Genomic DNA, 26,891 nt, shown 5'->3' on the forward strand with positions numbered 1-26,891 from the left:
AGGGGATGGAGTCTGAAAGTTCCCGCAAGTAATAGGAAAATTTTTGTTTTGTTCCATATAGAGGAATGGCAGTGTTGTTATAGGAATTGCAGGAGCGCTATCATAAGAGAAAGTAGTATTCCTAATATTCCGAAAATAGTGATGCTTCTTCCCACATCTTCAGAATACACGAGCAAGTTGTGATTTGTTAGCGGTTTCATTTACTTGTTTGCAGGTCCAATATGAAATGGTGAGGGTGAGGAAATGGGAATTATTCGAATTGGCAGAGCGGAGCTGCGAGTGCTGGAGCTTGAAAAGTCAGTGGAGTATTACCGGAACGTAATTGGTCTTGATGTTGTTGCCAGGGACCGGCATCGTGTTTATATGAAAGCATGGGATGAGTTTGACCACCACAGCATCATTCTGCAGGAATCCGATTCTGCAGGTATTGACCACCTTGCTTTTAAGGTGGAAACATGGGAGGATTTAGCACGCTTTGAGAAGAGTGCAGAAGCCTTTGGCTGTACAGTGAAACGTGTTTCCAACGGCAGCCGCATCGGGGAAGGCGAAGCCGTGCGGATTGAGATTCCGACAGGTCATCAGGTGGAGCTGTATAAGGATATTGAAATGGTCGGCACAAAGGTAGGCTTCATAAATCCGCACCCGTGGCCGCTGGACACAAAGGGCATCGCGCCTCATCGATTTGACCACTGTCTGTTGACAGGGGAAGATATTGAGACTGTAACACGCTTCTTTACAGAAGCGCTTGATTTGCATCAAAGCGAAAAAATTATGACAGTGGACGGGGAAGTCATGGTCGGCAGCTTCCTGCACGCCCGTAATGGCAAGGCACATGATTTAGCGTTCGTAAAAGGGCCGGATAAGAAGCTGCACCATGCGGCGTTCTTTGTCAACAACTGGTACGACGTATTGAAGGCGGCAGACCGGCTGACGATGTTCAATGTACCGATTGAGGTTACACCGACGCGCCATGGTATTACCCGCGGGGAGACCGTCTATTTCTTCGATCCATCCGGAAACAGAAATGAAGCCTTCGCAGGCGGAACGACCGTATATCACGATTCTCCGACAATTACTTGGACAGAGGATAAAATCGGCACGGGTATTTTTTATCATCGCCGTGAACTGATGGAGTCCTTCGGGAAAGCACTGACATAAAAAGCAGAGGGGGATGAGAGATGTATCGTGTTACGGCTCATCAGAGTCATGCAGATCAGGAAGCTGCCTTTGTATGCCCGGAAGACCAGACGCTGCTTGATGCGGCGAGATCGAACGGGGTTTCCATTCCGTATGCCTGCAAGGGCGGCGGCTGCGGCTTGTGCAAAATTTTAATTGAAGGCGGCGAGTATGAGCGGGGCGCAAGCTCAAAGGCCGTGCTCTCCGATCAGGAGCGGGAACTGCACTACAGCCTGGCATGTAAGACATATCCCCGCAGCCACCTGAAAATTCGCGTATAGCGGGTGCACAGGAGGAACAGATGAAGGTATACGAAATGAAGCCAATTTTAACAATGGATATGGCGGCGGCGCTGGCGCAGCGTGCCTGTGAGAAAGCAGGGCAGCTTGGAGTTGCCGTGAATGCCGCAGTCGTAGATGGCGGCGGAAACTTGCAGGCGTTTCTGCGTATGGATGGCGCCCCGTTGTTGAGCATAGGGATTGCTCAGGACAAAGCTTATACGGCGGCAGCCTTTGGTCTGCCCACCTCGGACTGGTATCCGCTCATTTCCAGCAGCCCCGAGCTGCTGCATGGCATTGTGCATACCCCGCGGCTGACCGTCTTTAGCGGCGGGGTGCCCATCCGCATTCAGGGCCAGCTTGCAGGCGGCATCGGAGTGTCTGGCGGAACGGTTGAGGAGGATGCACAATGCGCCGACTATGCGCTTGAACTGCTTGAAGCCGTGCTCGCTGCTGAGTAAAGAGACGTAAAAAGCCATGCATGGATTCATGCATGGCCTTATCTGTTATTTAAAGTAGCCAAGCCGCTCTGATATTTCATGTGCAGCCAGCTTCACCCTGTGAAGGATGGAAGGCTCATGCGGATTCATCCGATGCACCGGCCCAATCACACTGACGGCATAGACGACCCTGCCGGTATAATCGCGAATTGGCGCTGCAATGGAGCCTACGCCTTCGTTAATTTCCTCCATGCTGATTGCGTAGCCCTGCTTTTTTGCTTTTTGCAGCATTGCTTTAAAATCCTGCGGATCTGTCACCGTGTTTGGCGTGTATTTTTGTAATCCTTTCGCGATGAAGGCGTCCACACGTTGCTCGCTTTGATGCGCCAAGATGATTTTGCCGGAGCTGGTGCAATGGGCTGGGTTTTGTCTGCCGACATGCGTAAGAATTTTCACCGGATGCTTACACTCGACTTTATTCAGGTATACAACCGCATCATCCTGCAGTACTGAAATATGGGCGGTTTCGCCAGTTTCCTGCACAAGACGCGTCAATACAGGGAGTGCCTCCCGGCTTACCTCCAGGCAGGAAACAGCGACCGTATTCAGGTGCAAAATAGTTAATCCAAGCCTGTATTTGTGTGTCTCCGGGTTCTTTTGCACAAAGCCTTCACTTGCCAGTGTCGTCAGCATGCGGCTGACAGTGCTTTTGCCAAGCTGCAGATGCGCCGCCAAATCCGTCACCTTCCACTCAGGTGTTTCCAGTGTAAAGCAGCGCAGGAGTGACAGCGCATTTTTGACAGAGGAGAGCACGCCTTCTTGATTTGCCAGCTTCATATGTATCCCCCTTATATTCCGTATAAAAGAACGGTGTTTCTATGTATCAGTGTAAGGGGAATGCTGGATAGTTCGCAACAAAAGAAAAAATATTCAAAAAAATATTCCTCTCGTTGCTTATATAGGAACACGGATGTTGTATAGAGAACAAGGCGCCGCTAAGATGAAAATAGATTCAGAATTTCAAAAAAATGGAGGCGGAACATATGAAGGCAGCTGATTTGATAAAAACGATGGATTGCCGTCATTTTATTGATGGCAAGTATGTAGCTTCTGGAAATCAAAAGACGTTTGTGAATGTCAATCCGGCAACGGAAGAAATACTTGGCACGGTGGCAGAAGGCGGAAAAGAGGAAATTGATTTGGCGGTGGCTGCCGCACGCAAGGCGCTGCGCGGACCTTGGAAAAAAATGACCCAGCATGAGCGCATCTCCATCATTCGCCGCATCGGTGATATCATCCTCGAGCGCAAGGACGAACTGGCCCGCTTAGAATCTCTTGATACAGGAAAGCCGTACTGGTTATCCGGCACAGTCGACATCCCGCGCTCCGCCTATAACTTCCATTTTTTTGCAGATTACCTGCGCTCCATCGGAACAGAAGCATATCAGCACGATGATGTCGCTATTAACTACGCTGTGCGCCGTCCAGTCGGTGTAGTCGGTCTCATTAATCCATGGAATCTGCCGCTTTTGCTGCTGACGTGGAAGCTGGCGCCTTGCTTGGCAGCCGGCAATACGGCAGTCATCAAACCAGCCGAGCTGACGCCGATGACTGCAACGCTGCTTGGAGAAATTTGTAAAGAGGCTGGTGTGCCGGACGGTGTTGTGAACATTGTGCACGGCTTCGGACCGGATTCTGCCGGCTCAGCCTTGACAGAGCATCCTGATGTGGACGCTATTTCCTTTACAGGTGAAACAACTACAGGAAAAATCATTATGAAGGCTGCTGCGCAGTCGTTGAAACGCCTCTCTTATGAGCTTGGCGGAAAAAATCCCAACATCATTTTTGCTGACAGTGACCTCGATGAAGTCTTGGAAACAACACTGAAGTCCAGCTTTATCAATCAGGGCGAGGTGTGCCTGTGCGGCTCCCGCATCTATGTGCAGCGTCCAGTTTATGAGGCATTTGTGGAGAAGTTTACCGCAAAAGCGAAGGAACTGACGGTCGGCCATCCGTTTGATCCAAATACGAAGGTCGGGGCACTCATCAGCGAAGAGCATTATAGCCGCGTCAGCAGCTATATCCAACTGGCGAAGGCAGAAGGGGGCACGGTTGTAACAGGCGGCAAGCGGCCGGAGGGGCTGGAGAAGGGCTTCTATTTGGAGCCTACAATCATTACAGGGCTGGACCGTTCCTGCCGCGTGGTGCGCGAAGAAATTTTCGGTCCGGTCGTTACGGTGCTGCCGTTTGATACAGAGGAAGAAGTGGTGGAACAAGCGAATGATACACATTACGGGCTGAGCGCAACGGTTTGGACCAATGATTTGCGCCGGGCGCATCGTGTTGCGGGGCAAATTGAGGCTGGTATAGTATGGGTAAACACTTGGTTTTTGCGCGATTTGCGCACACCGTTTGGCGGCATGAAGCAAAGCGGCATCGGTCGTGAGGGCGGCATGCACAGCTTTGAGTTTTACAGTGAACTGACGAATATCTGTATTAAATTATAAGGAGGAAGCAAGATGAGCCAAACTGTTTCTGAATCCTACGAAACGTTGGCGGAGCATCTGGCCGGGGCGGAATCGTCCCGTGCCGGTGTGGCGCCGCTGACACAACTGGAGCCGGCGCTTACGGTACAGGATGCGTACCAGGTGCAGTTGGTCACGATTGACCGCAAGCTGCAAAGGGGAAGCCGGATTACCGGCAAAAAAATTGGCCTTACCTCAAAAGCGATGCAGCTGCTGCTTGGTGTGGACCAGCCGGATTATGGACACTTGCTGGATGACATGGAGGCGGAGAACGGCGGGCGCATTTCCTTTCAGCGGGTACTGCAGCCAAAGGTAGAGGCAGAAATTGCTTTTATATTAAAGCAGGATTTGCAAGGGCCGGGAGTGACATCCGCCGATGTGCTGCGCGCAACGGCATATGTAGTACCGGCGCTGGAGATTGTTGACAGCCGCGTTGCCAATTGGCAGATTCAGCTGCAGGATACAATTGCGGATAACGCTTCATCAGGGTTATACGTGCTTGGCGGGAAGCAGCTTGCTGTCCATGAGTTTGATATGGCGCAGATGGGCATGGTGCTGTACAAAAACGGTGAAATCGTCAATACAGGAGTTGGTGCGGCTGCTCTTGGTCATCCCGCAACATGTGTAGCTTGGCTGGCCAACAAGCTGTCAGAATTCGGAATAGCCTTGAAGGCCGGCGAGGTCATTTTATCAGGCGCCCTGTCAGCCGCCGTAGAAGCACAGCCGGGAGACCAATTTAAAGCGCGGTTTGCCCATTTGGGCGAAGTAACTGTACAGTTTACAGAGTAGGAGGAGAAGGCCCATGAAAATGAAGGTTGCCATTCTTGGCTCAGGAAATATTGGTACAGATTTAATGATCAAGCTCGGGCGGTCAGAGCATCTGGAGCTGACAGCGGTTGTCGGCATTGACCCTGCATCAGACGGGCTGCGCAGGGCCAAAGAGCTTGGCTACGAGGCAATTGACAACGGCATCGATGGTTTGCTCGAGCGACCTGAACTGGCGGATCTCGTATTTGATGCAACATCGGCAAAGGCGCATCTTCACCATGCCGAGCTGCTGCGGGCAGCGGGAAAGCTTGTGCTTGACCTGACACCTGCGGCAGTCGGGGAGCTCGTTGTGCCGCCGGTCAATATGGCGGAGCATTTGGATAAGGACAATGTGAACCTCATTACATGCGGCGGCCAGGCAACTATCCCCATTGTTCATGCGATTCACCGGGTAAGTCCGGTTGCGTACGCCGAAATCGTCGCCACCATTTCCAGCAAAAGTGCAGGACCTGGCACACGGGCCAATATTGATGAATTCACAGAGACGACTGCTAAAGGCATTGAAGTAATTGGCGGAGCGAAAAAGGGAAAGGCCATTATTATTTTAAACCCAGCAGAGCCGCCTATTTTAATGCGGGATACGGTTCATGCGCTTGTAGAGGATGGGACGATGAATGAGGAAAAAATTTCCGCTTCGATTCAAGACATGGTGCAAACTGTGCAGTCCTATGTACCAGGCTATCGTCTCCGCACAAAGCCGATTTTTGACGGAAATCGTATTACTGTTTTCCTTGAGGTTGAAGGTGCAGGGGATTATTTGCCGACATACTCCGGAAATCTCGATATTATGACGGCTGCGGCTGTCAAGGTTGCTGAAGAATTTGCGAAGCACGGTGCAGTGCATGCAGTGTAAGGAGGATGGCACATGACAAAGCAAATTATCATTACGGAGGTAGCGCTGCGGGACGGCAGTCATGCGGTGGCGCACCAGTATACGGCCGAACAGGTAACGCGCGTTGTACGGGGACTTGATGCGGCGCGCGTGCCATATATTGAGGTGTCCCACGGTGATGGTCTTGGCGGTTCGTCGCTGCAGTATGGCTTATCGGGAACGAATGAAATGGAATTGATTGAAGCAGCCGTGGCGGCGTGCCGCAATTCTAAAATTGCTGTGCTCTTATTGCCGGGCATCGGGACTGTCAAGGAGCTGAAGGAGGCGGCCGCACTCGGGGTTAAGATGGCGAGAATCGGCACACATGTGACGGAAGCAGATGTGTCTGCACAGCATATTGCCAAGGCAAAGGAACTTGGGCTGGAGACAGTCGGATTTTTAATGATGTCGCATATGGCGCCGGTTGAGAAGCTGGTGGAGCAGGCGAAGCTGATGGAAAGCTACGGTGCGGATGCCGTATACATGTTTGATTCAGCCGGCGCACTGCTGCCTCATCAGGTAAAAGAACGTGTTCATGCACTCCGGCAGAGTCTGCAGGTTGATATTGGATTCCATGGACATAATAACCTTTCCTTGGCAATGGCAAACACACTTGCAGCCATTGAAGAGGGTGCGGTCCGCATTGACGGCAGCATCCGTTGCTTGGGCGCCGGTGCGGGCAATACGCAGACCGAGGTGCTTACCGCCGTGCTGGACCAGCTTGGCTGCCAAACTGGCATTGATCTCTATCAAATTATGGACGTCGCTGAGGAGATTGTCGCGCCGTTGCTGCAGGTGCCGCAGGAGATTACGAGAGACAGCCTGGTGCTTGGCTACGCCGGCGTATATTCCAGCTTCCAGCTTCATGCAAGGCGGGCAGCCAAGCAGTTTGGCATTGATGCGCGCGATATCTTAATAGAGCTGGGCAAGCGCAAGGTTGTTGGCGGACAAGAGGATATGATTATTGATGTTGCTGCAGAGCTGGCTAGAAGCCGCGCTGTCGTCTTATAGAAAGGAGAGGAGAATATGAATGCAGTACAAGTGAAGGAGCTGGCCTCCTTTCTGCATGACGCGGAGATGAACAAGCAAGAGGTGACACGCATCACAGCGGAGCATCCCGACTTGTCGGTAAGCGAAGCGTATCAGATTCAAGAAGAGCTTGTCGCCATGAAGACAGAGCTTGGGCACCGGATTATCGGGCCGAAGATGGGGCTGACCAGCCGGGCCAAAATGGTCCAGATGAAGGTGGAAGAGCCAATTTACGGTTACGTTTTTGATTATATGATGCTTTCGGAGGGAGAAGCGCTCAAACTGGATGAGCTCATTCATCCGAAGGTGGAAGCGGAAATTGCCTTTATTCTTGGGAAAGATCTGGAGGGACCGGGCATTACAGCCGAGGACGTAATGGCTGCAACGGAGTATGTAGCGCCTGCTCTTGAAATCATTGACAGCCGCTACGAAAATTTTCAGTTCACGCTGCCTGATGTAATTGCCGACAATGCCTCATCCTCCCGCGTGATTCTCAGCAACCGTTTTACAAAGCCGGATGGCATAGAGCTTGATTTGGTTGGGGTGACACTGTATATCAATAGCGAACTGAAGGAGCTTGGTGCCGGCGCCGCAGTTGTCGGGCATCCCGCCAATTCAGTGGCGATGCTTGCCAATATGCTGGCGCGCAAGCATGAAAAGCTAAAGGCCGGCGAGGTCATTTTAACAGGCGGTGTCACCGGAGCAGTGATGCTTACGGAAGGTGATACTGTGACGGCAAAATGGGATGGATTGGGAGAGTTGCAGTTCCGTGTTACAAGATAAGGAGGATTGTTTCATGCCATTGATTCATATTCAGATGTTGGAAGGAAGACCGGAAGAAAAGGTTACGAATTTGATCCAGCAGGTCACTGAAACCGTAAGTGCCACATTGGAAGCACCGAAGGAAAGCATCCGTGTCATTGTGACAGAAATCCCGCGTACACACTGGGGTGTCGGCGGCATACCGATGTCAGAGCTGAAGCGTTGAGAAATTCCGGGCCCGAAGAGGACCCGGAATTTTTTTGGCAGCTTCATCTATTGTGAAGAGATCATGACATCCTGCGGCAAAGACATTGACGGAAAACTATAAAAATGGTAAATTAGTCTTGTCTATTAATTTGTTTAATAAACAAATTAATAAAAGAGATATATAGCAGGCGTACACTGCGGTATTGCGCTGTTACAATTATGAAGGGGGAAGAAGCATGGGAAAGTTTTTGGACAAAGATTTTTTGCTGCATACGAGCATGGCTGTCCAGCTGTATGAGAACGCTGCACAAGACATGCCAATCTTTGATTTTCATTGCCATCTGAGTCCAAAGGAAATATACGAGAACAAGTCCTATGAAAATATGACACAAGTATGGCTGAGCGGCGATCACTACAAGTGGCGGGCGATGCGAATGCACGGCATCAGCGAGCATTACATAACGGGAGGTGCCAGTGACTGGGAGAAGTTTGCAGCCTGGGCGGAAACATTGCCCTATCTCCTTGGAAATCCGTTGCACCATTGGGCCCACATGGAGCTGCAAACCTTTTTCGGTATCGAAAAGCTGCTGACACCGGAAACCGCCCAGGAGATTTGGGAGGCATGCAACGAAAAGCTGCAAGGAGAGGATTTTCGTCCGCGGGCGCTGATTGAACGCTCCAAGGTCGCTTTTATCGGCACGACAGATGATCCGGCTTCCGCTTTGGAATATCACCAGCTGCTGCGGGAAGACTCTTCCTTTCAAGTTGCCGTAGCGCCGACATTCCGGCCGGACGGCGCCTTATTCCTGGAGCGTCCAACCTTTACGGATTGGATCCAAAAGCTGTCTGCCGTCAGCGGAGTTGCAGTCATGTCCTTGGAAACACTGCTTGAAGCACTGCAGCAACGGGTAGACTTTTTCCATGAAATGGGCGGCAGAGCATCTGACCATGATATTCAGCAAATGGAGTATGTAGAAGCCACGCAGGAAGCGGCAGCGCAAATTTTTGTTAAGCGCTTGCAGGGCGAAGGTTTGACAGCTGCAGAGCTCATTCTGTATCGTTCTTATCTGCTGAAGGAAATGGGTAAAATGTATGCAGAAAAGGAATGGGTCATGCAGCTCCATATGGGGGCAATGCGCAACAACAATACGAGAATGAAGCAGCAGCTTGGCCCCGATGCCGGGTTTGACTCGGTGGGAGAAGCCAACATGGCTGCAGGCTTATCCGCGTTCTTGGATGCCCTCGAGCAGGAGCAGTTGCTGCCAAGAACGGTACTGTTCAACCTGAACCCAAAGGACAATGCCGTTTTGGCTGGGATGATGGGCAACTTCTATGAAGCGGGTGTGCCTGGAAAAATGCAGTTTGGCTCCGGCTGGTGGTTCAATGATCATATTGACGGCATGGAGAAGCAGATGAAGGACTTGGCAAATGTGGGCCTGCTGCGGCACTTTATCGGCATGCTGACAGATTCCCGCAGCTTCCTATCCTATGTCCGCCACGACTATTTCCGCCGCATTCTCTGCAATCTCCTGGGGGAATGGGCCGAGGCAGGCCTGATGCCGCAGGATATGGAGCTGCTTGGGCAAATGGCGAAGGACATCAGCTATAGCAATGCGGAACGGTATTTCCTGCATCGTCCGGTACGGGAAGCAGACAAGCGTCCTACAATCGGTGGGCTTTTTCATTCCTAACATACTTACAAGCGGAGGGGAACACGTTGTTATATCCAATCGTAACGGAAACAAGAAGCATTGTAGACTTAAATGGCATTTGGAAATTTAAGCTGGACCACGGTGCCGGCTTTCAGGAGAACTGGCAGGAAAAAGAACTGAGCGATACAATCCCGATGGCTGTGCCGGCTTCCTTTAATGATGTTGGTGTTACTTCGGAAATTCGCAACCACGTAGGCTGGGTATGGTATGAGCGTGAATTCACGGTTCCGGCTGTACTGGCGTCACAGCGCATCGTCCTGCGCTTTGGTTCGGCCTCCCATGAAGCAAAAGTGTATGTGAACGGGGAGCTGGTTGTGACCAATAAGGGCGGCTTCCTGCCATTTGAAGCGGAAGTCAACACGCTGCTGACTGCAGGCAAGAACCGCTTGACGGTCGCTGTCAACAACGTATTGGATTTGACAACGCTGCCAGTCGGCTTTTATAAGGAAAAGGAGATTCCAGGCATCGGTACTGTGCGCCGCAATGAACCAAACTTTGACTTCTTCAACTATGCCGGTCTTCAGCGCCCGGTCAAGCTATATACAACACCACAAACACATGTGCAGGATGTGACGATTGTGACCGGCTTTGAAGGCAAGCTTGGCAAAGTCCATTATGCGGTGGACGCAGTCGGCGGCGCTGAAGTGAAAGTGAGTGTAACAGATGAAGCGGGACAGACGGTTGCAGCCGGAGAAGGAGCTGCCGGCACGCTCGCTATTGCGGATGTTCGTTTGTGGGAGCCATTGCATGCATATCTGTACAACCTGCGCGTGGAACTGCTGGAAGCAGGCGATGTGGTGGATGTGTACGAGCAGCCATTCGGTGTGAGAACGGTGGAGGTAAAGGATGGCCGGTTCCTGATCAACAACAAGCCGTTTTATTTCAAAGGCTTTGGCAAGCATGAGGATACAGCAATCCATGGCCGCGGCTTTAATGAGGCAGCGAACGTCATGGACTTCAAGCTGCTGAAGTGGACAGGGGCCAACTCTTTCCGCACCTCTCATTACCCGTATTCTGAAGAACTGATGCGTCTGGCTGACCGCGAAGGCCTGGTTGTTATCGACGAGGTGCCGGCAGTTGGCATTCACACGAACTTTATGGCAAGTGTGCTGGGCGGTGCTGTGGCTGAGAAAACCACCTGGTCACAGGTCGGCACCTTCGAGCACCATAGGGATGTGCTGCAGCAGCTCGTGGCCCGTGACAAGAACCACCCATGTGTGGTGATGTGGTGTGTAGCCAATGAGCCTGCCACTGAGGAAAAGGGTGCGTACGAATATTTCAAACCGCTTGTTGAGCTGACAAAGGAATGTGACCCGCAAAAGCGGCCGGTTACGATTGTTACACATTTGGGAGCAACACCGCAGCGTGATGAAGTGGCGGAGCTTGTTGATGTGCTGGCTATGAACCGCTACTACGGCTGGTATGTGGACAGCGGCGATTTGGCAGCTGCTACAGCCAATCTGCGCCATGAACTGGCGGGCTGGGTGGAGCGCTGCCCGGGCAAGCCGATGATGATGACGGAATATGGTGCCGACACAGTGGCCGGCCTTCATGATGTGGATCCGGTCATGTTCACTGAAGAATATCAAGTGGAGTTCCTGCGGGCTAACCATACAGCCTTTGACGAATTCCCTTCCTTTGTCGGCGAGCACGTGTGGAACTTTGCTGACTTTGCGACAAGTCAAGGCATTATGCGCGTACAGGGCAACAAGAAAGGTGTATTCACACGGGACCGCAAGCCGAAAGCGGCGGCACATGAGCTGCGCCGACGCTGGACAGCCATTCCTGATTTCAACTATAAAGGCTAAGAGGGGAAGAAGCATAATGGCAAAACAACAAATCGGCGTGGTTGGTTTGGCAGTCATGGGAAAGAACCTGGCTTTGAATATGGAAAGCCGTGGCTATTCTGTTGCTGTGTACAACCGTTCCTATGAGAAAACGGAAGAATTTCTAAAGAATGAGGCGGAAGGCAAGAACTTTGTCGGCGCCGCTACTGTGGAGGAGTTTGTCGCTGCACTGGAGAAGCCTCGTAAAATTTTATTGATGGTAAAAGCAGGTACAGCTACAGATGCAACTATTGAGGCTTTAAAGCCTTACCTGGAGGAGGGCGACATCCTTATTGATGGCGGCAACACCTTCTTCCAGGATACGATCCGCCGGAACAAGGAACTGGAAACAGCCGGCTTTCATTTTATCGGCACAGGCGTATCAGGCGGTGAGGAAGGCGCGCTGAAGGGCCCTGCGATGATGCCGGGCGGCAAACGCGAGGCGTACGAACTCGTGGAGCCGGTTTTCATAGCGATTTCCGCAAAGGTGGAAGGTGATCCGTGCTGCACATACATCGGGCCAAACGGTGCCGGCCACTATGTGAAAATGGTGCACAATGGCATCGAGTACGGTGACATGCAGCTCATTTGTGAAGCGTACTTTATCCTGAAAAACGTGCTTGGTCTGGAGGCAGACGAGCTGCATCGTGTATTTGCTGAGTGGAATAAGGGTGAGCTGGACAGCTATCTCATTGAAATTACAGCCGACATTTTTACAAAGATGGATGGAGAAACAGGCAAGCCGCTGGTGGATGTCATTTTGGACACAGCCGGCCAAAAGGGAACTGGCAAATGGACCAGCCAAAACTCCCTGGATCTTGGCGTGCCGCTGCCGCTCATTACCGAGTCCGTGTTTGCCCGTTTCCTGTCTGCCATGAAGGATGAGCGCATACAGGCAAGCAAGCTGCTTGGCGGACCGGCTGCAGAACCATTTGCGGGTGACCGGGATGAGCTCGTGGAAGCAGTGCGCAAAGCGCTGTATATGAGTAAAATCTGCTCTTACGCACAGGGCTTTGCGCAAATGCGCGCTGCTTCCGAGGAGTACAGCTGGGACCTCCGCTACGGCGACATTGCGATGATTTTCCGCGGCGGCTGCATCATCCGCGCGCAGTTCCTGCAAAAAATTAAGGAAGCGTATGATCGGAATCCGGAACTGGCCAATCTGCTGTTGGATCCATATTTCCAGGGAATCGTAGAAAGCTATCAAGGTGCGCTGCGCAGGGTTCTAGGCATTGCCATTGAACGCGGCATTGCGGTGCCTGCCTTTGCAAGTGCAATTTCTTATTATGACAGCTACCGTACGGAAACACTGCCTGCCAACCTGCTGCAGGCACAACGTGATTACTTTGGCGCGCATACGTACCAACGTACAGATAGAGAAGGTGTATTCCATACAAACTGGATGGAATAAAGAAAAGCGGAGGCAGCCCGCTTAGCCATCAGAAGGAGGGTTCCTGACCCGAAAAGGTGCTTTTTGCCTTTTTGTGCTCAGGGTTCTCCCTGGCAGACGGCTGGCTGCCGCAGCTGGACAGAAGGAAAGCGTAACCGGCGGCTCCAAACACTAAGAAACTCTAAGAGAGACAGCTGTCAGCATGGCGGCTGTCTCTCTTATTGACTGGGAAAGCGGCTGAAAAAGCAATCTGAGTCAAAAAGCTTCGTATTGTCAGCAGCCTCAGAGAATGTGCTTCGGCCCATCATTTCTTACAATAAAAGCATGATCAGTCGGGAGGGAAGAGCATGCAGAAATGGCTGATAGCAGGCTATCGGATGCAAGGAGCGGCAGCACAAGCCTTCCAGTTTCACTCACACCATGAATATGAGATTTACTTTTTTCATAGCGGCGAGTGCAAGTATCTGATCAACAACCGCATCTATGATTTGCAGCCTGGCGATATTTTTATCATGGATGGGCGTACGCTGCACAAGCCCAATCCGCGGCCGGACAGCCTGTACACACGAAGTGTCATTCATTTTTCCCCAACGTGGCTGCGTGAGCTTCTCGCGGTGCTCGGCATCAGCCATATCCTGGATCCGTTTCAAAAGCTGAACAACTGCTTGCTGCGGACAGGCTGTGATGAGGGCGGCCGGCTGGTGGATGAGCAGATGGAACGTATTACGGCCATGCTCATACGCAGTGAACGGCAGGCGGGAAAACATGGAGAGCACATTGAGGCGGAGCTGAAGCTGGAGCTCGTACAGCTGCTGTTAAAAATTTATGATATGAGCCAGAAGCAGCTGGCCGAGGTAAAGCAGAGCAAGACAGAAAAGGAGCATTATGCCGAGAGCATTGCCGCCTGGATTGATGCTCACTATGCCGAGAAGATCAGCCTCGACCGGCTTGCGCATGAATTGAATTTGAGCAAGTACTATGCCTCGCATGTTTTTAAAGAGGTAACAGGCTTTACCGTGATGGAATATGTCATGGGCTGCCGGCTGAACCAAGCAAAGTATTTATTGGAAATGGAACCGGTGCAAACGGTGGCAGAGGTGTCCCACGCGGCCGGTTTTGAAAGCGTTTCACATTTCAGCCGCTATTTTAAGGAGAAGACAGGCGTCACTCCTGCAAATTATCGGAAACACAAAACCATATAGACCGCTGCAGGGGAATGGAGGCAGTTACACATGAATGGGAAGCTTATGATTTCAGGCTTTTCAGATGAAATTTCATCTGACTTTGATGCACAGTTGGAGGGGGTGTCGGGCTTGGGGATGCAGTATATCTCCTTGCGCGGCATTGACGGAAGGAATATTGGGGACTACACAGTGGCGGAGATTCAGGAAAGCATACTGCCGCGGCTTCAGCAGGCGGGAATAGGTGTTTCCTCTATCGGATCGCCAATCGGCAAGGTTTTTATTGACGACGAAGAAGGCTTTGTAAAGCAAAAGCTTGTACTGGACCGCCTCTGCCGGATTGGCAATCTATTAGACTGTAAATACATTCGGATGTTCAGCTTCTATATCCCAAGGGGCAAGAACCCAGACGACTACAGGGATGCTGTCATCAGTAAGCTGCGGGAGTTCGCCGGCATTGCTGCTCAATATAACATGATTTTGCTGCACGAGAATGAGAAGGATACGTACGGCGACATCTCCAGACGCTGCTATGAGATCTTAAAGCAGGTTGCATCACCATATTTGAAAGGAATCTTTGATTTTGCCAACTTTGTACAATGCGGTGAGGATACGCAGGACTGCTACAATCTGCTGCGGGATGAGATTGTGTACATCCATATTAAAGACGCGGTAACGACTGACAGCCAAAATGTGGTATGCGGTACCGGGGAGGGGAAAATTCCCGAGGTGCTGGCACAATTCATTGCAAGCGGCTATGAAGGATTTTTGACACTGGAGCCGCACCTTGTTCTCTTTGATTCCTTAAAGGATTTAGAGCTGGAGGATCCGGCCGACATCATCAAGGACAACAAAGGGCTGAATGGCGCGCAAGGCTACAGGTTGCAGTATGAAGCATTAGTGAACATTTTACAGCAAATTGAAAGCGGGGCGACATGTATATGAAGCAAGTGAGACTGGGAATTATCGGATTGGGTGCACAAGGCGGAACGTATGCCGGCTTTATTGCGACAGGAAAAGTGAAGAATATGGTTCTTGGAGCCATTTGTGATATCGATCCAGCGAAGAAGGAATTATGTGCGCAAACGTATCCTGATGTGCCTTTTTACGACAATTACATTGACATGCTGGAAAGCGGCAATGTGGATGCAGTTGTTACAACAGTGCCGCACTACCTGCACCCGCATATGGCAATTGAAGCATTTAAACGTGATATTCATGCACTGGTGGAAAAGCCTGCCGGTGTATACACGAAGCAAGTTAAAGAGCTGAACGACTTTGCGGCAACAAAGCCGGAGCTGACCTTCGCTATTTTCTTTAATCAAAGGACGAACCCGCTGTATCAGAAGCTGAAGGAGATTATTGATGATGGTGAAATTGGCAGCATCCGCCGTACCAACTGGATGATCACCACCTGGTGGCGCCCGCAGGCCTACTACGGTCAAAGCGCCTGGAGAGCAACGTGGGGCGGCGAAGGCGGCGGCGTGCTGGTGAACCAGGCACCGCACCAAATTGACCTGCTCCAATGGATTTGCGGTATGCCAAAGAAGGTATATGCAAACGTGAAGTACGGCTATCAGCGGGATATTGCGGTAGAGGATGAAGTTACGGCACTGTTGGATTACGGTAATGGGGCAACGGGTGTATTTATTACGGCAACACACGATGTCATCGGCACTGACCGCTTTGAAATTTTAGGCGACAAAGGGAAGATTGTAGTTGAGGACAGTAAGAAGCTGATCATCAAGCGCCTTAACAAGTCGGAATCTGAAATGAATGCCAACATGAGCTGGGCCGATGCGATGAAGCTGTTCATGGGCCAAATGCCAGAGGAGATTTACAGCGAGGAAGTTTTGGAGTTTGCCAGTGTTTGGGGCGAGCAGCATATCGCTGTGCTGGAAAACTTCGCAGCCAACATTGTGGATGGCACACCGTTAATTGCTGCAGGAAGTGACGGCATCCATGGCGTCGCCCTGGCAAACGCAATTCATCTGTCAAGCTGGCTGGAACAGGAAGTCGAGCTTCCAATTGATGAAGAGCTGTATGTGGCGGAGCTGAACAAAAAGATTGCAGAAGAAAAGGCGCTCGTGGCCCAGTAAGGAAACCCGGCTGAACGCATGGGGGAAGACTCCGTGCGTTCAGCCAAAAGGAGATGAACACATGCTGAGGGTCGCTGTCATTGGATTGGGAGATGTTTCAAATGTTCATCTGTCGGCAATACAGGCAAGCGGGCAAGCCGAATTGGTCGCTGTATGTGATCATGATGAATCCTTGCGCGGCACCGTGCCTGGCGTCAGCTTTTACACGGACTATCATGTGATGCTGGAAAGGGAGGCCCTGGATTGTGTCCATATTTGCCTGCCCCATCACCTCCATTACCACGCCACGAGGGCATGTGTGGAAAAGGGCATTCATGTTATGCAGGAAAAGCCGTTGGCGCTGAACGTGGAGGAGGGCTTGGAGCTGGTGAAGCTGGAGGAAGCATATCCGCATGTGAAAATTTGCGTGTGCCTGCAAAACCGCTATAATGAATCCTTTGAAAGATTGCTGGAAATCGTCCGCAGCGGCCGATACGGCCGCCTTCTCGGGATAAAAGGGCTGGTCGCCTGGTATCGGCCAAAGGACTATTATGAACAGAAGCCTTGGCGCGGACAGCTGAAGTACGCTGGCGGCGGCGTGATGATTAACCAGGCGCTGCATACGCTGGATATCATGCAGCTGCTTGGCGGTGAAATTCATTCTATAAGGGGCAATGTGGACCAGCTGCTGGACTATGGGATTGAGGTGGAGGATACTGCGACGGCCCGCATGACATTCTCGGATGGTGCAGCCGGCCTGTTTTTTGCAACGGTTGCGAACACCGAAAATTCCAGCGTGGAGCTGCAGGTGACACTCGAGCAGAAGCGCCTTGTGATCCGGGACAGCATGCTGTTTGTCTGTCATGAAAATGGGGAGCAGGAAATTCTGGCGGAGGACCGCAAGCTGCCGGGGACGAAATTTTATTACGGCGCAAGCCATGCCAAACTTATTCATCGCTTTTATGCATGTATAGATAGGCATTCACATGACTATGTTCATGCCCGGGATGCGCTGCCGTCCCTGCAAATCATTGATATGATCCACAAATCAGCAGAGCTGCAACAGGAAATAAGACTGGGAGGGGAATATGCATGGAGCAGGGGAAACTTGGCGTACAGATGATGATGCTAAAGGGCAAGGTGGAGGAAATTGGTGTATATGAAACACTGAAAATGGTGCGGGAGCTTGGCTATCGCGCCGTGGAGGTATCGCAAATTCCAATGACTGTGGAGAATGTGGCAGAGCTGAAGAGAGCAAGTGCCGATTTTGGGGTAGAAATTGCTGCTCTCTCTGCCGCCTTGGAGCCCATGCTGCCAGGGGCACCCGGCGAAACGCTGGTGAAGGATTTCGACAAAATCGTAAGCGATTGCAAGGTGCTGGGCTGCCGCTTCCTGCGCATCGGGATGATGCCGCTGCACATCATGGGGGATCATGGGCAAATCATGGAATTTATCGCAAAGGCGGAAGCAATGGCGGAGCGGCTGGCCTGGCATGGAATTGAGCTGTACTACCATACGCATCACCTGGAGTTCCAAAAATATGACGGGGAATACCTGCTGGATATGATGAAGAACCATACGTCCAAGCTCGGCTTTGAGCTGGATGTGCATTGGATTCAACGAGCGGGTGTGAATCCGGTGGCGTTCATTAGGCAGTATGCGGGCCGGATTTCGCTGCTGCATTTGAAGGACTACCGAATTGGGAGAATGGACCTGAGTGATGTGGACTTCCAGGATATGCAGAAGTTTATGCAACGCTTCACGAACACCATTGAATTTGCAGAAATTGGGGAAGGCAATCTGGACATGAAGGCAATTATTGAGGCAGGTCTTGCCAGCGGCGCACAATACTTTTTAGTAGAGCAGGACGCCGTGTATGGACGTGATCCGTTTGATTGCTTGCGGACGTCTGCTGAGAATTTGCGCAAGCTGGGATATGCTGAGTGGTTTTAAGAAGAAGAGCCAATTACCTGTGCGGTGATTGGCTTTTGTCTTTTCCCCGGCTTTTGTCAGCAAACCCTTCAAGCCCGACATCCCTAGAACGCTATGCTGATAAATTCAATTCTGCAATACCAAGAAAGCGTTGAATCGCAAATGCACAGGCGCCTTTCATACAGGCTTCCCGGCCAAGAGTCGATAGGCGAAGCTCCTGGTAATGGCTGATGGTGGAGGACAAATTCGCCTGAATTTCAGGAATCGCCCCGGCATAGAAGCCCAGCAGTTCGCTGTTAATGACAATGACCTCAGGATTGTAGACGTTAATCAGATTATTTAATCCGATGGATAGAAACCGGAGAAGCTCTTGCATGTGCTGATGGGTGCCCGCTTCCTTTGTTCTGAGCCATTCCTGTATTCGGACAGGTGAAACGTCCGGTTTTAGGCTTTGCAGTTGTTTGATGAAGCTGTGTTCCGAGGCGTACTGCTCCCAGCAGCCAAGATTGCCGCAGCTGCACGGCCGTCCATCAGGCACAACAATCATATGGCCGATTTCCCCGGCGTAGCCGTGATGGCCGCGCAGCAGCTTCCCATCAATCATCATGCCAAGCCCGATGCCGGAGTACAGACTGACGGAAAGCAAGTTTTGGCTTTGCGGGTCGCAGTACACCATTTCCGCCAGAGCGCATAGGTTGGCATTGTTTTCAATATAAACGGGGATGCCGACGGCCGCCTCTACATCCAGCTTCAGGGGCTTATTCCGCCACTGGTATTTCGGAACAAAGCGCACGGTTTCATCCTTGCTGACGGTTCCATGAATGCCGATGACAACAGCAACAAGTCCGTATTGGGAAGAATCGCATTTTGCTTGATAGGCTTTCACATCATCAATCAGGGACTGCAGCACAGAAGGGTAGCTGGCGTTCTTCAGTTGAACGCTGCGGACTTCAAGTAGGGAAGCAGTTAAATCAGCCAGGGCAAAGGTTGCCGTGTTTTCATCAAGGTCAACGCCAAGCACATAGCCCGCTTTTCGATGGATGGACAGCATGATCGGTCTTCTTCCCAAGCCGCCGTGCACCGGCTGTGTCTCAATTAAAATCCCTTCCTCCAGCAGATCCGCTGCCTGTACCGATATGGTTGCTTTGTTTAAGCCGGTAACCTTGGCCAACTCCGCTCTTGAAATTGAGCCATACTCAATGATTTTGCTAATAATGGAAGCTCGATTCATCCTCTTGATATAGGCTGCATCTCCTGTAATCATAAAACATCCTCCTTATGGGCTCCGAAGCACAGTAAAGCTATTGACGGAGCATGCTCATGATGATATTATACAATTAATTAATTTGTTTGGTAAACAAATTAATTGAAAGTCTAGCTTTCTCGTACATATTTTAAAAAAGAAAGGGAAGATGATGATGGGTATTCTGCAGGATTTACTAAGAGATATCCCTGTTCCCAAAATGGCAAGGGTGAAGGTTACATTTGACGATACAAAAATAGAGCATGTTGGAGAAGCATTGCTGGATAAGCTGCAGCAGGAGCATATTCGGGGCATTGTCAAGCCGGGCATGAAGATTGCAGTTGCAGTCGGCAGCCGCGGCCTGGACCGCTTGGTGGAGCTGACGAGAACAATCGTCCAGTTCCTGCAGGCTGCTGGGGCGCGTCCATTCATCGTACCGAGCATGGGCAGCCATGGCGGTGCAACTGCAGAGGGGCAACGTGCTGTGCTGGAGCATTTGGGCGTGACAGAGGAAAGCGTCGGCTGTGAAATTCGCTCCTCCATGGAAGTTGTCCAACTAGGAACATTGCCAAACGGCCTGCCGGTATATGTCGACCAGCATGCGGCAGCCGCGGACGGAATCATCGTCGTCAACCGGATTAAGCCGCATACTGCTTTTCGTGGGCCTGTTGAGAGCGGTCTCATGAAGATGATCAGCATTGGACTTGGGAAGCAGAAGGGGGCGGAAGCTTGTCATCAATTGGGCTTTAAGTATATGGCCGAGAATGTGCCGGCGATGGCCCGCATGATTATGGAAAAGCTGCCTGTCCTGTTTGGTGTTGCCACAATTGAAAACGCCTTTGACAAGGTTGCATTTGTGGATGTACTGAATCAGGAGGAAATGATTGCACGTGAGCCCGAGCTGCAAGTCATGGCGAAGAGCCTGCTGCCGAAGCTGTATTTCAAGCAGCTTGATGTGCTTGTCATTGATGAAATCGGCAAAAACATCAGTGGTGATGGCATGGATCCGAATATTACGGGACGTTACCCGACGCCTTACGCGCACGGCGGCCCTGAGGTAAATAAAATGGTCGTTCTCGGCTTGACACCGCAAACAGAAGGGAATGCCAACGGGGTCGGAACAGCCGACTTTACCACTAAGCGCTTGGTGGAGCGTATGGATTTGGAGACAACGTATGCAAATGGGCTGACCTCCACGGTTGTCGCGCCAACGAAGATTGCCACGACACTTCCGAATGACCGGGAAGCCATTCAGGCCGCCATTAAGACTTGCAATATATTGGACTTCCATGCTGTGAAACTCGTAAGAATTAAAAATACGCTGGAAATCAGCGAGATTGAGGTATCGGAAGCACTGCTTGGAGAGATTGCAGCTCATCCGTCGATGGAACAAGTTTCTGATGTATATGATTTGCCGTTCAATGAAGAAGGAAATTTGTTTGAAACAAACAAGGGGGATAGAATATGACGCAATTATTCGATTTAACAGGGAAAACAGCAGTGGCCATCGGCGGAAACAGCGTACTGGGTTCTTCTATGGCAAAGGGCCTGGCGGCACATGGGGCAAAGGTTGCCATTGTCGGGCGGAATTTGGAGAAGGCGCAGCAGGTTGCAGCAGAAATTGAAGAGAATGGCGGCATTGCCAAGGCGTTTCAGGCGGACGTCAGCACAAGAGCCGATCTGGTGCGGGTGGCAGACGAGATTGATGCATGGTCCGGCGGCTGTGACGTTTTGCTGAATGCTCCCGGGAAAAATAGTGCAACTCCATTCTTTGAACTGGAGATGGAGGAATGGGATGACATCATGGATGTCAACCTAAAGGGAATTGTACAAACATGCCAGATTTTTGCAAAGAGAATGATTGAGCAAGGAAGAGGAGGAAGCATTATCAACATCTCATCTGTTTCCTCCACGACGCCGCTTTCCAAGGTGTTCACCTATTCTGTCTCCAAGGCAGGCTTAAACAGTGCAACCCAGTTTTTGGCGCGTGAGCTTGCTCCATACGGCATTCGTGTGAATGCGATTATTCCGGGGTTTTTCCCGGCCGAGCAAAATCGGAAGATTCTGAGTCCGGAACGGGTGGCATCCATTATGAATCATACGCCGATGCAGCGCTTTGGCGAGCCGGATGAACTGCAGGGAGCAGCGGTGTGGCTGGCTTCCGGGAAGGCTTCGGGCTTCGTGACGGGAACGCTTATCCGCGTGGATGGCGGCTTTGGCAGCATGACAATTTAAGAAAAAGAGAAGCAGCGAAGGAAGAGAGGGAGTTGCAAATGCTGGCAGAAAAATATAATACGCTGATCACAATTCTGCAGGAAATGGAATCTGTGGTCGTCGCGTTTTCCGGAGGAGTGGACAGCACCTTTTTGCTGCGGGCAGCTGTGGAAGCACTTGGCCCCGAACGTGTTCTGGCCGTCACGGCAGATTCTGAGACATATCCGACAAGCGAGCTGGAGGAGGCCGTTGCACTGGCTGAACAAATTGGGGTTGCACATCAGGTCATTGAAACCTCTGAGCTTGCCATTCCGGGCTACACAGAGAATAATCAAAATCGCTGTTATTTCTGTAAAAGCAGCTTGTTTGATCATTTACTTCCCATTTTAGAGGATCAGGGCTTCCAGAATATCATTTACGGTGTCATTGCTGATGATATGAATGAATATCGTCCCGGCATGCGTGCAGCCAAGGAGCGCGGTATTCGCGGCCCGTTGCAGGAGGCAAACCTGTTTAAGGCAGAGATTCGGGAGCTGTCGAAGAAATTTGGCTTGCCAACGTGGGATAAGCCGTCCTTTGCCTGCCTCTCCTCCAGAATTGCGTACGGAGAAGTGATTACACAGGAGAAGCTCACGAAGGTGGAACGGGCAGAAGCGTATATCAAGTCGCTGCAAATCCGCCAGGTGCGCGTTCGGACACATGGAGAAATGGCCAGGATTGAAGTGGAACCGGGAGATATGGCAGCCATTCTGCAGCATCACGACAGTCTCGTGGAAAAGCTGCAAAGCTACGGCTATCAGTATGTGACCCTAGACTTGCTTGGATATAAGAGCGGCAGCATGAACAAGGCGCTGGCTCAATACAGTAAAGGAAGATGAAGGATGTCGAAGGAATTTGTCATAGGACTTGATATTGGCACAACAAGCGTAAAGGCATGCTTGTTCGATTTGCGGGGGCATGTCCTGGCGGAAGCGGAAAACATGAATACTTTTTTCTACCCGCAGCCGGGATGGGCGGAGCAGAATCCGCAGGAGATTGAGCAGTCGGCCGTGCAGGCTCTGAAAGAAGTGATAGAGAAGGCTGGCGTGCAAGTGTCACAGCTGCTTGCCGTAGGATTTTCAGCAGCCATGCATTCTTTAGTCTGCATGGATAGTGAGCTGAATCCACTGTCGCCGGCATTGATTTGGGCGGACGGCCGAAGCCATGAGCAGGCAGAGCGCCTGCTGGCAGGCGACGGCTACAGCTTGTATGCAAAAACGGGAACACCCATTCATCCCATGACACCATTTCTCAAGCTGTTATGGATGAAGGAGACAGGATACGAGCCGTACCAGCAGGCAGCTTATTTCATGTCCATTAAGGAATATATGATATATCGCTGGTTTGGCGAGCAATTCATCGACTACTCGATGGCATCTGCTACAGGCCTATTCAATCCAAGCACGCTCAACTGGGAAGCGGAGCTGCTGGAGCTTGCCGGAGTGAAGGAGGAGCAGCTCTCCCGGATTGTTCCGCCGACAACGATCCTGCCTGCAATTCGTGCAGACGTGGCAGCAGAAATGGGAATTCCGCAAGATCTGCCTTTTGTAATAGGGGCAGCCGACGGGCAGCTTGCCAACCTTGGGATCGGTGCGATTTTGCCGGGAGAAGTGGCGGTATCGGCAGGAACGAGCGGTGCCATCCGCCAGGTGACACACGGTACGGTGGTAAATGAAAAGCACGAGACCTTTTGCTACGCTTTCACAGCGGACACTTCCATTATCGGCGGTGCAACGAATAATGGCGGTATCGCTTTGCAATGGGCAAAGGATCTGCTTGACAGTGAGAGCAGCTTTCCGGCATTTTTGCAAAAGGCAGAGCATGTGCCGCCGGGAGCGGAAGGAATTCTCTTTCTCCCTTATGTGAATGGGGAGCGGGCGCCGCTTTGGAATCAGCGGGCGAAGGGAAACTTTTACGGGGTGACGCTGGCGCATCGGAAGGAGCACTTCATTCGCGCTGTTCTGGAGGGCATTACCTTTAACCTGTATCAAATTGGGAAGGCTTTGGAGCGGTTGGCCGGAGCACCGAAATGCTTATATGTAAATGGCGGATTGGCACGTTCTCCGCTTTGGCTGCAAATGCTGGCAGATATTTTTGATGCTGAGGTACAGGTGTCGGAAAGTCATCACAGCGCGGCCTGGGGGGCAGCCTGGATGGCTTTGCTGGCAATCGAACGCGTGGAGACCTTGGGGGACATCAAGAAAAATATTCCGGCAGGCAACAGGTTTTATCCAGATGAAGAAAACAGCGCACGGTATCAGGAAATCTATCAGCAATACGAGCAGCTCGTACGGGATATCACAAAGCATTTTTAAGTGGGGGAGTCATATGCTGGAGGACATTTTACAACAGGTGCAGCAAGGCAGCTTAAGTGTGGCAGAGGCAAAGGAGCGCCTGGCAACCTTCGAGAATCTCGGCTTTGCCAAGGTTGACCATCATCGACGGAAGCGCCAGGGCTTTCCGGAAATTATCTTCGGGGAAGGAAAGACGGCAGAGCACATTCTCTCCATCAGCAAAGCGCTGCGGGAGAAGGGGGAAACCGTACTGGTTACAAGAGTTTCCAAGGAAAAAGCCGAGCTGGTGCAATCCGTCTATCCGGATTTTATATACGAGGAAACAGCGCGTATGCTGTATTGGAAGGAAGCGGTGGAGCAGCAGGAGGACAGCTATGTTGCAGTGCTGTGTGCAGGAACCTCAGACCTTCCGGTTGCAGAGGAAGCGGCCATTACCGCAGAGGTGCTTGGCTGTCCCGTTAGGCGTATTTACGATGTGGGGGTGGCCGGCATCCACCGGCTGCTCAGTCATCTTGAGGAAATCCAAAAGGCGTCTGTTGTGGTTACAGTGGCTGGCATGGAGGGGGCTTTGCCAAGTGTGGTGGGCGGTCTTGTTTCTGTCCCTGTGATTGCTGTACCGACCAGCATTGGATATGGCGCCAGTTTTCATGGCCTGTCGGCCTTGCTGACCATGCTGAATTCCTGCGCTTCGGGCATCAGCGTCGTCAATATTGATAACGGCTTTGGCGGCGGCTACAATGCCGCACTCATTTATCAGCTTGTACAAAAAGGAGTAAGATAGCATGAAGACCCTATACTTTGATTGCTTCTCCGGCATGAGCGGCGACATGGTAATTGGTGCGCTCCTTGATGCTGGAGCAGATCCGCAGGTACTTGTGGAGGAACTGAAGAAGCTGCAAATAGAAGAGGAGTACGAGCTGCAATGGAACAAGGTAGTCAAAAATGGCATTACAAGCACGAAATTTGACGTCCTGCTGTCAGATCACACACATTACCGTAGTCATGACCACCATCACGAACATCATCACGGGCATAGTCACCATCATGAGCATGAACATCATCATGGACACGATCACCATCATGACCACGGACACAATCATGGCCATGACCATCACCACAGGCATCATCACCGAACATACAAGGATATTACAGCAATGATTCAAAAGGCGGGATTTGCCGAACCCGTTGCTGATATGGCTTTGCGCATTTTTAAGAAAATTGGCGAGGCTGAGGGGAAGATTCATGGAGTGCCGCTGGAGAAGGTGCATTTTCATGAGGTGGGTGCGGTCGATTCAATTATTGATATTGTCGGTACAGCAATCCTTATCCATCAGTTGGGGATTGAAGCGATTCAGTCAGCTCCAGTGCCTGTCGGAACGGGACGGGTTCACATTGACCATGGCATCTATCCTGTGCCGGCACCAGCAACATTGGAAATGCTGCGCGGCGTGCTGCTTGCGCAATCAGATGTGCGGTTTGAACTGACCACTCCGACTGGAGCAGCCATTGCTGCTGTTTTGGCTGAGAAGTTTGGCAGCATTCCGTCCATGAGGGTGGAAGCAATCGGATACGGAGCGGGTACAAAAACGTTTGCAGACCGTCCGAATGTGCTGCGAGTCATGATTGGAGAGTAAAGGAGGAGAAGGGTAATGCATGCGGAGCGGCCGCCTGATGGGGAGCATGTTGACGACCAAATGATGAAGCTGGAGGTGAATTTGGATGACATTTCCGGTGAGTGGCTTGGACATGTGATGGAATTGCTGCTGGAGGCCGGGGCAAATGATGTATTCTACATTCCCATCTACATGAAGAAGAACCGGCCGGGTACCCTGCTGCAAATTCTTTGCCCGCTGAACAGGCTGAGGGATATAGAGGAAATCGTATTCCGGGAAACTACCACTCTGGGAATCCGTTATTCTCCGCTTACAGTTCATCGGTTGGAGCGCCGCTTTCGCAAGGTGGAAACACCATGGGGAGCAGTTGCAGTAAAGGAGGGCTTGCTGGGAGGACAAGTTGTGCAACGGGCACCGGAGTTTGAAGAATGCCGGCAGCTTGCCAAGCTTCACCAGGTTCCTTTGAAAAAAATCTACGAATATGTATGGAAGCATGTTGAATAGAGGAAAGGAGGGTTCATCTTGATTACTGGGTATATTTCCATTTTGGCCTTAGGATTTTTACTGGGCATGAAGCACTCCATTGAACCGGATCATGTCGTGGCAGTTGCGACGGCGGTCAGCGGCAGCAGGAAGCTGTCACGCTCCACACTGACGGGAGTGTTTTGGGGCATTGGCCATACCGCTACCTTGCTGCTTGTCGGGATGCTGCTTGTTTTAACAAAAGGGCAACTGTCGGAAAAATGGGCAATGTCGCTTGAATTTCTTGTTGGAATTATGCTTGTATGCTTGGGCGCAAGAGGGCTGCTTTCCCTGCAAAAGGATTATTCACATCAGGCCGCATCTGATGCAGCCAAGCGTTCGTTTCTGAAGGTAACCATGATTGGCTTTGTTCATGGATTAGCGGGCAGCGCTGCCATGACTGTGCTGACGATGTCCATGGTCAACACAGTGTGGGAAGGCGCTGTATATATCCTTGTGTTTGGGATTGGCACCATTCTGGGTATGCTTGGGTTTACGACAGTCATTGGCATCCCATTTGTCTACAGCGGCAAGAAGAATATGTTGGCGAATCGCTTCCTGCTGCGGTGTACAGGTGCAGTCAGTCTTGTGTTTGGGATGTACTATATGTACAATTTGGGAGTTTCGGAGCATCTGTTTCGAATGTGGCTGCAATAAGAAAGAGTTGGATTCCCGCTTTTTCATGGCGGAGATCCTGTACATATACAATTCAATGAAAAGGAGTGTTGTAG

25 protein-coding genes and 1 pseudogene are annotated in these 26,891 nt (G+C 51.3%); 24 read left to right on the forward strand and 2 right to left on the reverse strand.

Annotation, left to right across the window (positions count from 1 at the left end; translation table 11 throughout):
- Nucleotides 1–243: 243 nt before the first annotated feature.
- Genes NK662_RS18430 through NK662_RS18440 form a run of 3 tightly spaced genes read left to right on the forward strand, consistent with a single transcriptional unit; the run spans nucleotide 244 to nucleotide 1,915 of the window.
- A complete protein-coding gene (locus NK662_RS18430; RefSeq protein WP_254760417.1) occupies nucleotides 244–1,158 on the forward strand; it encodes a catechol 2,3-dioxygenase in 915 nt (304 codons plus the stop codon).
- Between the two features lie 20 nt (nucleotides 1,159–1,178).
- Nucleotides 1,179–1,457 carry a 2Fe-2S iron-sulfur cluster binding domain-containing protein gene (locus tag NK662_RS18435; RefSeq protein WP_254760418.1) on the forward strand — a complete coding sequence of 93 codons (279 nt, stop codon included), beginning with the start codon at nucleotides 1,179–1,181 and terminating at the stop codon, nucleotides 1,455–1,457.
- Between the two features lie 20 nt (nucleotides 1,458–1,477).
- The gene (locus tag NK662_RS18440; protein WP_254760419.1) at nucleotides 1,478–1,915 is read left to right on the forward strand and encodes a GlcG/HbpS family heme-binding protein; all 438 of its coding nucleotides are present in this window, start codon (nucleotides 1,478–1,480) and stop codon (nucleotides 1,913–1,915) included.
- 45 nt (nucleotides 1,916–1,960) lie between these two features.
- On the opposite strand, the gene NK662_RS18445 is transcribed toward NK662_RS18440, so the two are convergent.
- A complete protein-coding gene (locus NK662_RS18445) occupies nucleotides 1,961–2,731 on the reverse strand; it encodes an IclR family transcriptional regulator (RefSeq protein WP_254760420.1) in 771 nt (256 codons plus the stop codon).
- A gap of 206 nt (nucleotides 2,732–2,937) precedes the next feature.
- Here NK662_RS18445 and NK662_RS18450 point away from each other — a divergent pair, with 206 nt between their 5' ends.
- The 14 genes from NK662_RS18450 to NK662_RS18515 all read left to right on the forward strand — a co-directional run bounded on the left by NK662_RS18450 (nucleotide 2,938) and on the right by NK662_RS18515 (nucleotide 18,256).
- Nucleotides 2,938–4,401, forward strand: coding sequence for an aldehyde dehydrogenase (locus NK662_RS18450; protein WP_438503640.1), 1,464 nt, complete (start codon nucleotides 2,938–2,940; stop codon nucleotides 4,399–4,401).
- A gap of 12 nt (nucleotides 4,402–4,413) precedes the next feature.
- Nucleotides 4,414–5,208, forward strand: coding sequence for a 2-keto-4-pentenoate hydratase (locus NK662_RS18455; RefSeq protein WP_254760422.1), 795 nt, complete (start codon nucleotides 4,414–4,416; stop codon nucleotides 5,206–5,208).
- A 13-nt stretch (nucleotides 5,209–5,221) separates the two neighbouring features.
- On the forward strand, nucleotides 5,222–6,100 hold the full coding sequence (locus tag NK662_RS18460) for an acetaldehyde dehydrogenase (acetylating) (RefSeq protein WP_254760423.1): 879 nt from the start codon (nucleotides 5,222–5,224) through the stop codon (nucleotides 6,098–6,100).
- Between the two features lie 12 nt (nucleotides 6,101–6,112).
- The gene (gene dmpG, locus NK662_RS18465; RefSeq protein ID WP_254760424.1) at nucleotides 6,113–7,129 is read left to right on the forward strand and encodes a 4-hydroxy-2-oxovalerate aldolase; all 1,017 of its coding nucleotides are present in this window, start codon (nucleotides 6,113–6,115) and stop codon (nucleotides 7,127–7,129) included.
- Nucleotides 7,130–7,144: 15 nt separating this feature from the next.
- Nucleotides 7,145–7,930: a 2-keto-4-pentenoate hydratase gene (locus NK662_RS18470; RefSeq protein WP_254760425.1), complete on the forward strand. Its 786-nt coding sequence runs from the start codon at nucleotides 7,145–7,147 to the stop codon at nucleotides 7,928–7,930.
- A 13-nt stretch (nucleotides 7,931–7,943) separates the two neighbouring features.
- Nucleotides 7,944–8,135 (forward strand): 4-oxalocrotonate tautomerase, encoded by a 192-nt coding sequence (locus tag NK662_RS18475; RefSeq protein ID WP_254760426.1) that lies wholly within the window; start codon nucleotides 7,944–7,946, stop codon nucleotides 8,133–8,135.
- 217 nt (nucleotides 8,136–8,352) lie between these two features.
- Nucleotides 8,353–9,807 (forward strand): glucuronate isomerase, encoded by a 1,455-nt coding sequence (gene uxaC / locus NK662_RS18480; RefSeq protein WP_254760427.1) that lies wholly within the window; start codon nucleotides 8,353–8,355, stop codon nucleotides 9,805–9,807.
- Between the two features lie 26 nt (nucleotides 9,808–9,833).
- Nucleotides 9,834–11,636 (forward strand): beta-glucuronidase, encoded by a 1,803-nt coding sequence (gene uidA / locus NK662_RS18485; protein WP_254760428.1) that lies wholly within the window; start codon nucleotides 9,834–9,836, stop codon nucleotides 11,634–11,636.
- Between the two features lie 16 nt (nucleotides 11,637–11,652).
- Nucleotides 11,653–13,065, forward strand: a complete 1,413-nt coding sequence (gene gnd, locus NK662_RS18490) for an NADP-dependent phosphogluconate dehydrogenase (protein WP_254760429.1) — start codon at nucleotides 11,653–11,655, stop codon at nucleotides 13,063–13,065.
- Between the two features lie 326 nt (nucleotides 13,066–13,391).
- Nucleotides 13,392–14,246, forward strand: a complete 855-nt coding sequence (locus NK662_RS18495; protein ID WP_254760430.1) for an AraC family transcriptional regulator — start codon at nucleotides 13,392–13,394, stop codon at nucleotides 14,244–14,246.
- 30 nt (nucleotides 14,247–14,276) lie between these two features.
- Nucleotides 14,277–15,170 carry a sugar phosphate isomerase/epimerase family protein gene (locus NK662_RS18500; RefSeq protein WP_254760431.1) on the forward strand — a complete coding sequence of 298 codons (894 nt, stop codon included), beginning with the start codon at nucleotides 14,277–14,279 and terminating at the stop codon, nucleotides 15,168–15,170.
- Nucleotides 15,167–16,324, forward strand: a complete 1,158-nt coding sequence (locus NK662_RS18505; RefSeq protein WP_254760432.1) for a Gfo/Idh/MocA family protein — start codon at nucleotides 15,167–15,169, stop codon at nucleotides 16,322–16,324. The genes NK662_RS18500 and NK662_RS18505 overlap by 4 nt, the downstream gene beginning before the upstream one ends.
- 61 nt (nucleotides 16,325–16,385) lie before the next feature.
- Entirely contained in the window at nucleotides 16,386–17,426 is a 1,041-nt protein-coding gene (locus tag NK662_RS18510) for a Gfo/Idh/MocA family protein (protein WP_254760433.1), read from the forward strand.
- Nucleotides 17,396–18,256 (forward strand): sugar phosphate isomerase/epimerase family protein, encoded by an 861-nt coding sequence (locus NK662_RS18515; protein WP_254760434.1) that lies wholly within the window; start codon nucleotides 17,396–17,398, stop codon nucleotides 18,254–18,256. The genes NK662_RS18510 and NK662_RS18515 overlap by 31 nt, the downstream gene beginning before the upstream one ends.
- Before the next feature lie 91 nt (nucleotides 18,257–18,347).
- Here the strand turns inward: NK662_RS18515 and NK662_RS18520 are convergent, their stop codons facing one another.
- Nucleotides 18,348–19,499: an ROK family transcriptional regulator gene (locus NK662_RS18520; RefSeq protein ID WP_254760435.1), complete on the reverse strand. Its 1,152-nt coding sequence runs from the start codon at nucleotides 19,497–19,499 to the stop codon at nucleotides 18,348–18,350.
- 154 nt (nucleotides 19,500–19,653) lie between these two features.
- Between NK662_RS18520 and NK662_RS18525 the strand changes: the two genes are divergently transcribed.
- From NK662_RS18525 to NK662_RS18555, 7 genes and pseudogenes are all read left to right on the forward strand, one after another.
- On the forward strand, nucleotides 19,654–20,946 hold the full coding sequence (locus NK662_RS18525; RefSeq protein WP_254760436.1) for a nickel pincer cofactor-dependent isomerase, group 22: 1,293 nt from the start codon (nucleotides 19,654–19,656) through the stop codon (nucleotides 20,944–20,946).
- Entirely contained in the window at nucleotides 20,943–21,713 is a 771-nt protein-coding gene (locus NK662_RS18530) for an SDR family oxidoreductase (protein WP_254760437.1), read from the forward strand. Before NK662_RS18525 ends, NK662_RS18530 begins: the two co-directional genes overlap by 4 nt.
- 38 nt (nucleotides 21,714–21,751) lie before the next feature.
- On the forward strand, nucleotides 21,752–22,570 hold the full coding sequence (gene larE, locus NK662_RS18535; protein WP_254760512.1) for an ATP-dependent sacrificial sulfur transferase LarE: 819 nt from the start codon (nucleotides 21,752–21,754) through the stop codon (nucleotides 22,568–22,570).
- Between the two features lie 3 nt (nucleotides 22,571–22,573).
- On the forward strand, nucleotides 22,574–24,046 hold the full coding sequence (locus NK662_RS18540) for a gluconokinase (protein WP_254760438.1): 1,473 nt from the start codon (nucleotides 22,574–22,576) through the stop codon (nucleotides 24,044–24,046).
- Nucleotides 24,047–24,059: 13 nt separating this feature from the next.
- On the forward strand, nucleotides 24,060–24,806 hold the full coding sequence (gene larB / locus NK662_RS18545; RefSeq protein ID WP_254760439.1) for a nickel pincer cofactor biosynthesis protein LarB: 747 nt from the start codon (nucleotides 24,060–24,062) through the stop codon (nucleotides 24,804–24,806).
- Between the two features lie 46 nt (nucleotides 24,807–24,852).
- Nucleotides 24,853–26,142 (forward strand): annotated as a pseudogene (gene larC, locus NK662_RS18550) (nickel pincer cofactor biosynthesis protein LarC).
- 18 nt (nucleotides 26,143–26,160) lie between these two features.
- The gene (locus NK662_RS18555) at nucleotides 26,161–26,817 is read left to right on the forward strand and encodes an urease accessory protein UreH (RefSeq protein ID WP_254760440.1); all 657 of its coding nucleotides are present in this window, start codon (nucleotides 26,161–26,163) and stop codon (nucleotides 26,815–26,817) included.
- Nucleotides 26,818–26,891: the final 74 nt, after the last annotated feature.

It is taken from the genome of Ectobacillus ponti (assembly GCF_024294785.1).
Taxonomy (GTDB): domain Bacteria; phylum Bacillota; class Bacilli; order Bacillales; family Bacillaceae_G; genus Ectobacillus; species Ectobacillus ponti.

Excerpts from the sequence above, each read along its gene's own strand:
- NK662_RS18430 (WP_254760417.1), top strand. The coding sequence starts at position 244 with ATGGGAATTATTCGAATTGGCAGAGCGGAGCTGCGAGTGCTGGAGCTT.
- NK662_RS18435 (WP_254760418.1), top strand. The coding sequence starts at position 1,179 with ATGTATCGTGTTACGGCTCATCAGAGTCATGCAGATCAGGAAGCTGCC.
- NK662_RS18440 (WP_254760419.1), top strand. The coding sequence starts at position 1,478 with ATGAAGGTATACGAAATGAAGCCAATTTTAACAATGGATATGGCGGCG.
- NK662_RS18445 (WP_254760420.1), bottom strand. The coding sequence starts at position 2,731 with ATGAAGCTGGCAAATCAAGAAGGCGTGCTCTCCTCTGTCAAAAATGCG.
- NK662_RS18450 (WP_438503640.1), top strand. The coding sequence starts at position 2,938 with ATGAAGGCAGCTGATTTGATAAAAACGATGGATTGCCGTCATTTTATT.
- NK662_RS18455 (WP_254760422.1), top strand. The coding sequence starts at position 4,414 with ATGAGCCAAACTGTTTCTGAATCCTACGAAACGTTGGCGGAGCATCTG.
- NK662_RS18460 (WP_254760423.1), top strand. The coding sequence starts at position 5,222 with ATGAAAATGAAGGTTGCCATTCTTGGCTCAGGAAATATTGGTACAGAT.
- dmpG (WP_254760424.1), top strand. The coding sequence starts at position 6,113 with ATGACAAAGCAAATTATCATTACGGAGGTAGCGCTGCGGGACGGCAGT.
- NK662_RS18470 (WP_254760425.1), top strand. The coding sequence starts at position 7,145 with ATGAATGCAGTACAAGTGAAGGAGCTGGCCTCCTTTCTGCATGACGCG.
- NK662_RS18475 (WP_254760426.1), top strand. The coding sequence starts at position 7,944 with ATGCCATTGATTCATATTCAGATGTTGGAAGGAAGACCGGAAGAAAAG.
- uxaC (WP_254760427.1), top strand. The coding sequence starts at position 8,353 with ATGGGAAAGTTTTTGGACAAAGATTTTTTGCTGCATACGAGCATGGCT.
- gnd (WP_254760429.1), top strand. The coding sequence starts at position 11,653 with ATGGCAAAACAACAAATCGGCGTGGTTGGTTTGGCAGTCATGGGAAAG.
- NK662_RS18495 (WP_254760430.1), top strand. The coding sequence starts at position 13,392 with ATGCAGAAATGGCTGATAGCAGGCTATCGGATGCAAGGAGCGGCAGCA.
- NK662_RS18500 (WP_254760431.1), top strand. The coding sequence starts at position 14,277 with ATGAATGGGAAGCTTATGATTTCAGGCTTTTCAGATGAAATTTCATCT.
- NK662_RS18505 (WP_254760432.1), top strand. The coding sequence starts at position 15,167 with ATGAAGCAAGTGAGACTGGGAATTATCGGATTGGGTGCACAAGGCGGA.
- NK662_RS18510 (WP_254760433.1), top strand. The coding sequence starts at position 16,386 with ATGCTGAGGGTCGCTGTCATTGGATTGGGAGATGTTTCAAATGTTCAT.
- NK662_RS18515 (WP_254760434.1), top strand. The coding sequence starts at position 17,396 with ATGGAGCAGGGGAAACTTGGCGTACAGATGATGATGCTAAAGGGCAAG.
- NK662_RS18520 (WP_254760435.1), bottom strand. The coding sequence starts at position 19,499 with ATGATTACAGGAGATGCAGCCTATATCAAGAGGATGAATCGAGCTTCC.
- NK662_RS18525 (WP_254760436.1), top strand. The coding sequence starts at position 19,654 with ATGGGTATTCTGCAGGATTTACTAAGAGATATCCCTGTTCCCAAAATG.
- NK662_RS18530 (WP_254760437.1), top strand. The coding sequence starts at position 20,943 with ATGACGCAATTATTCGATTTAACAGGGAAAACAGCAGTGGCCATCGGC.
- larE (WP_254760512.1), top strand. The coding sequence starts at position 21,752 with ATGCTGGCAGAAAAATATAATACGCTGATCACAATTCTGCAGGAAATG.
- NK662_RS18540 (WP_254760438.1), top strand. The coding sequence starts at position 22,574 with ATGTCGAAGGAATTTGTCATAGGACTTGATATTGGCACAACAAGCGTA.
- larB (WP_254760439.1), top strand. The coding sequence starts at position 24,060 with ATGCTGGAGGACATTTTACAACAGGTGCAGCAAGGCAGCTTAAGTGTG.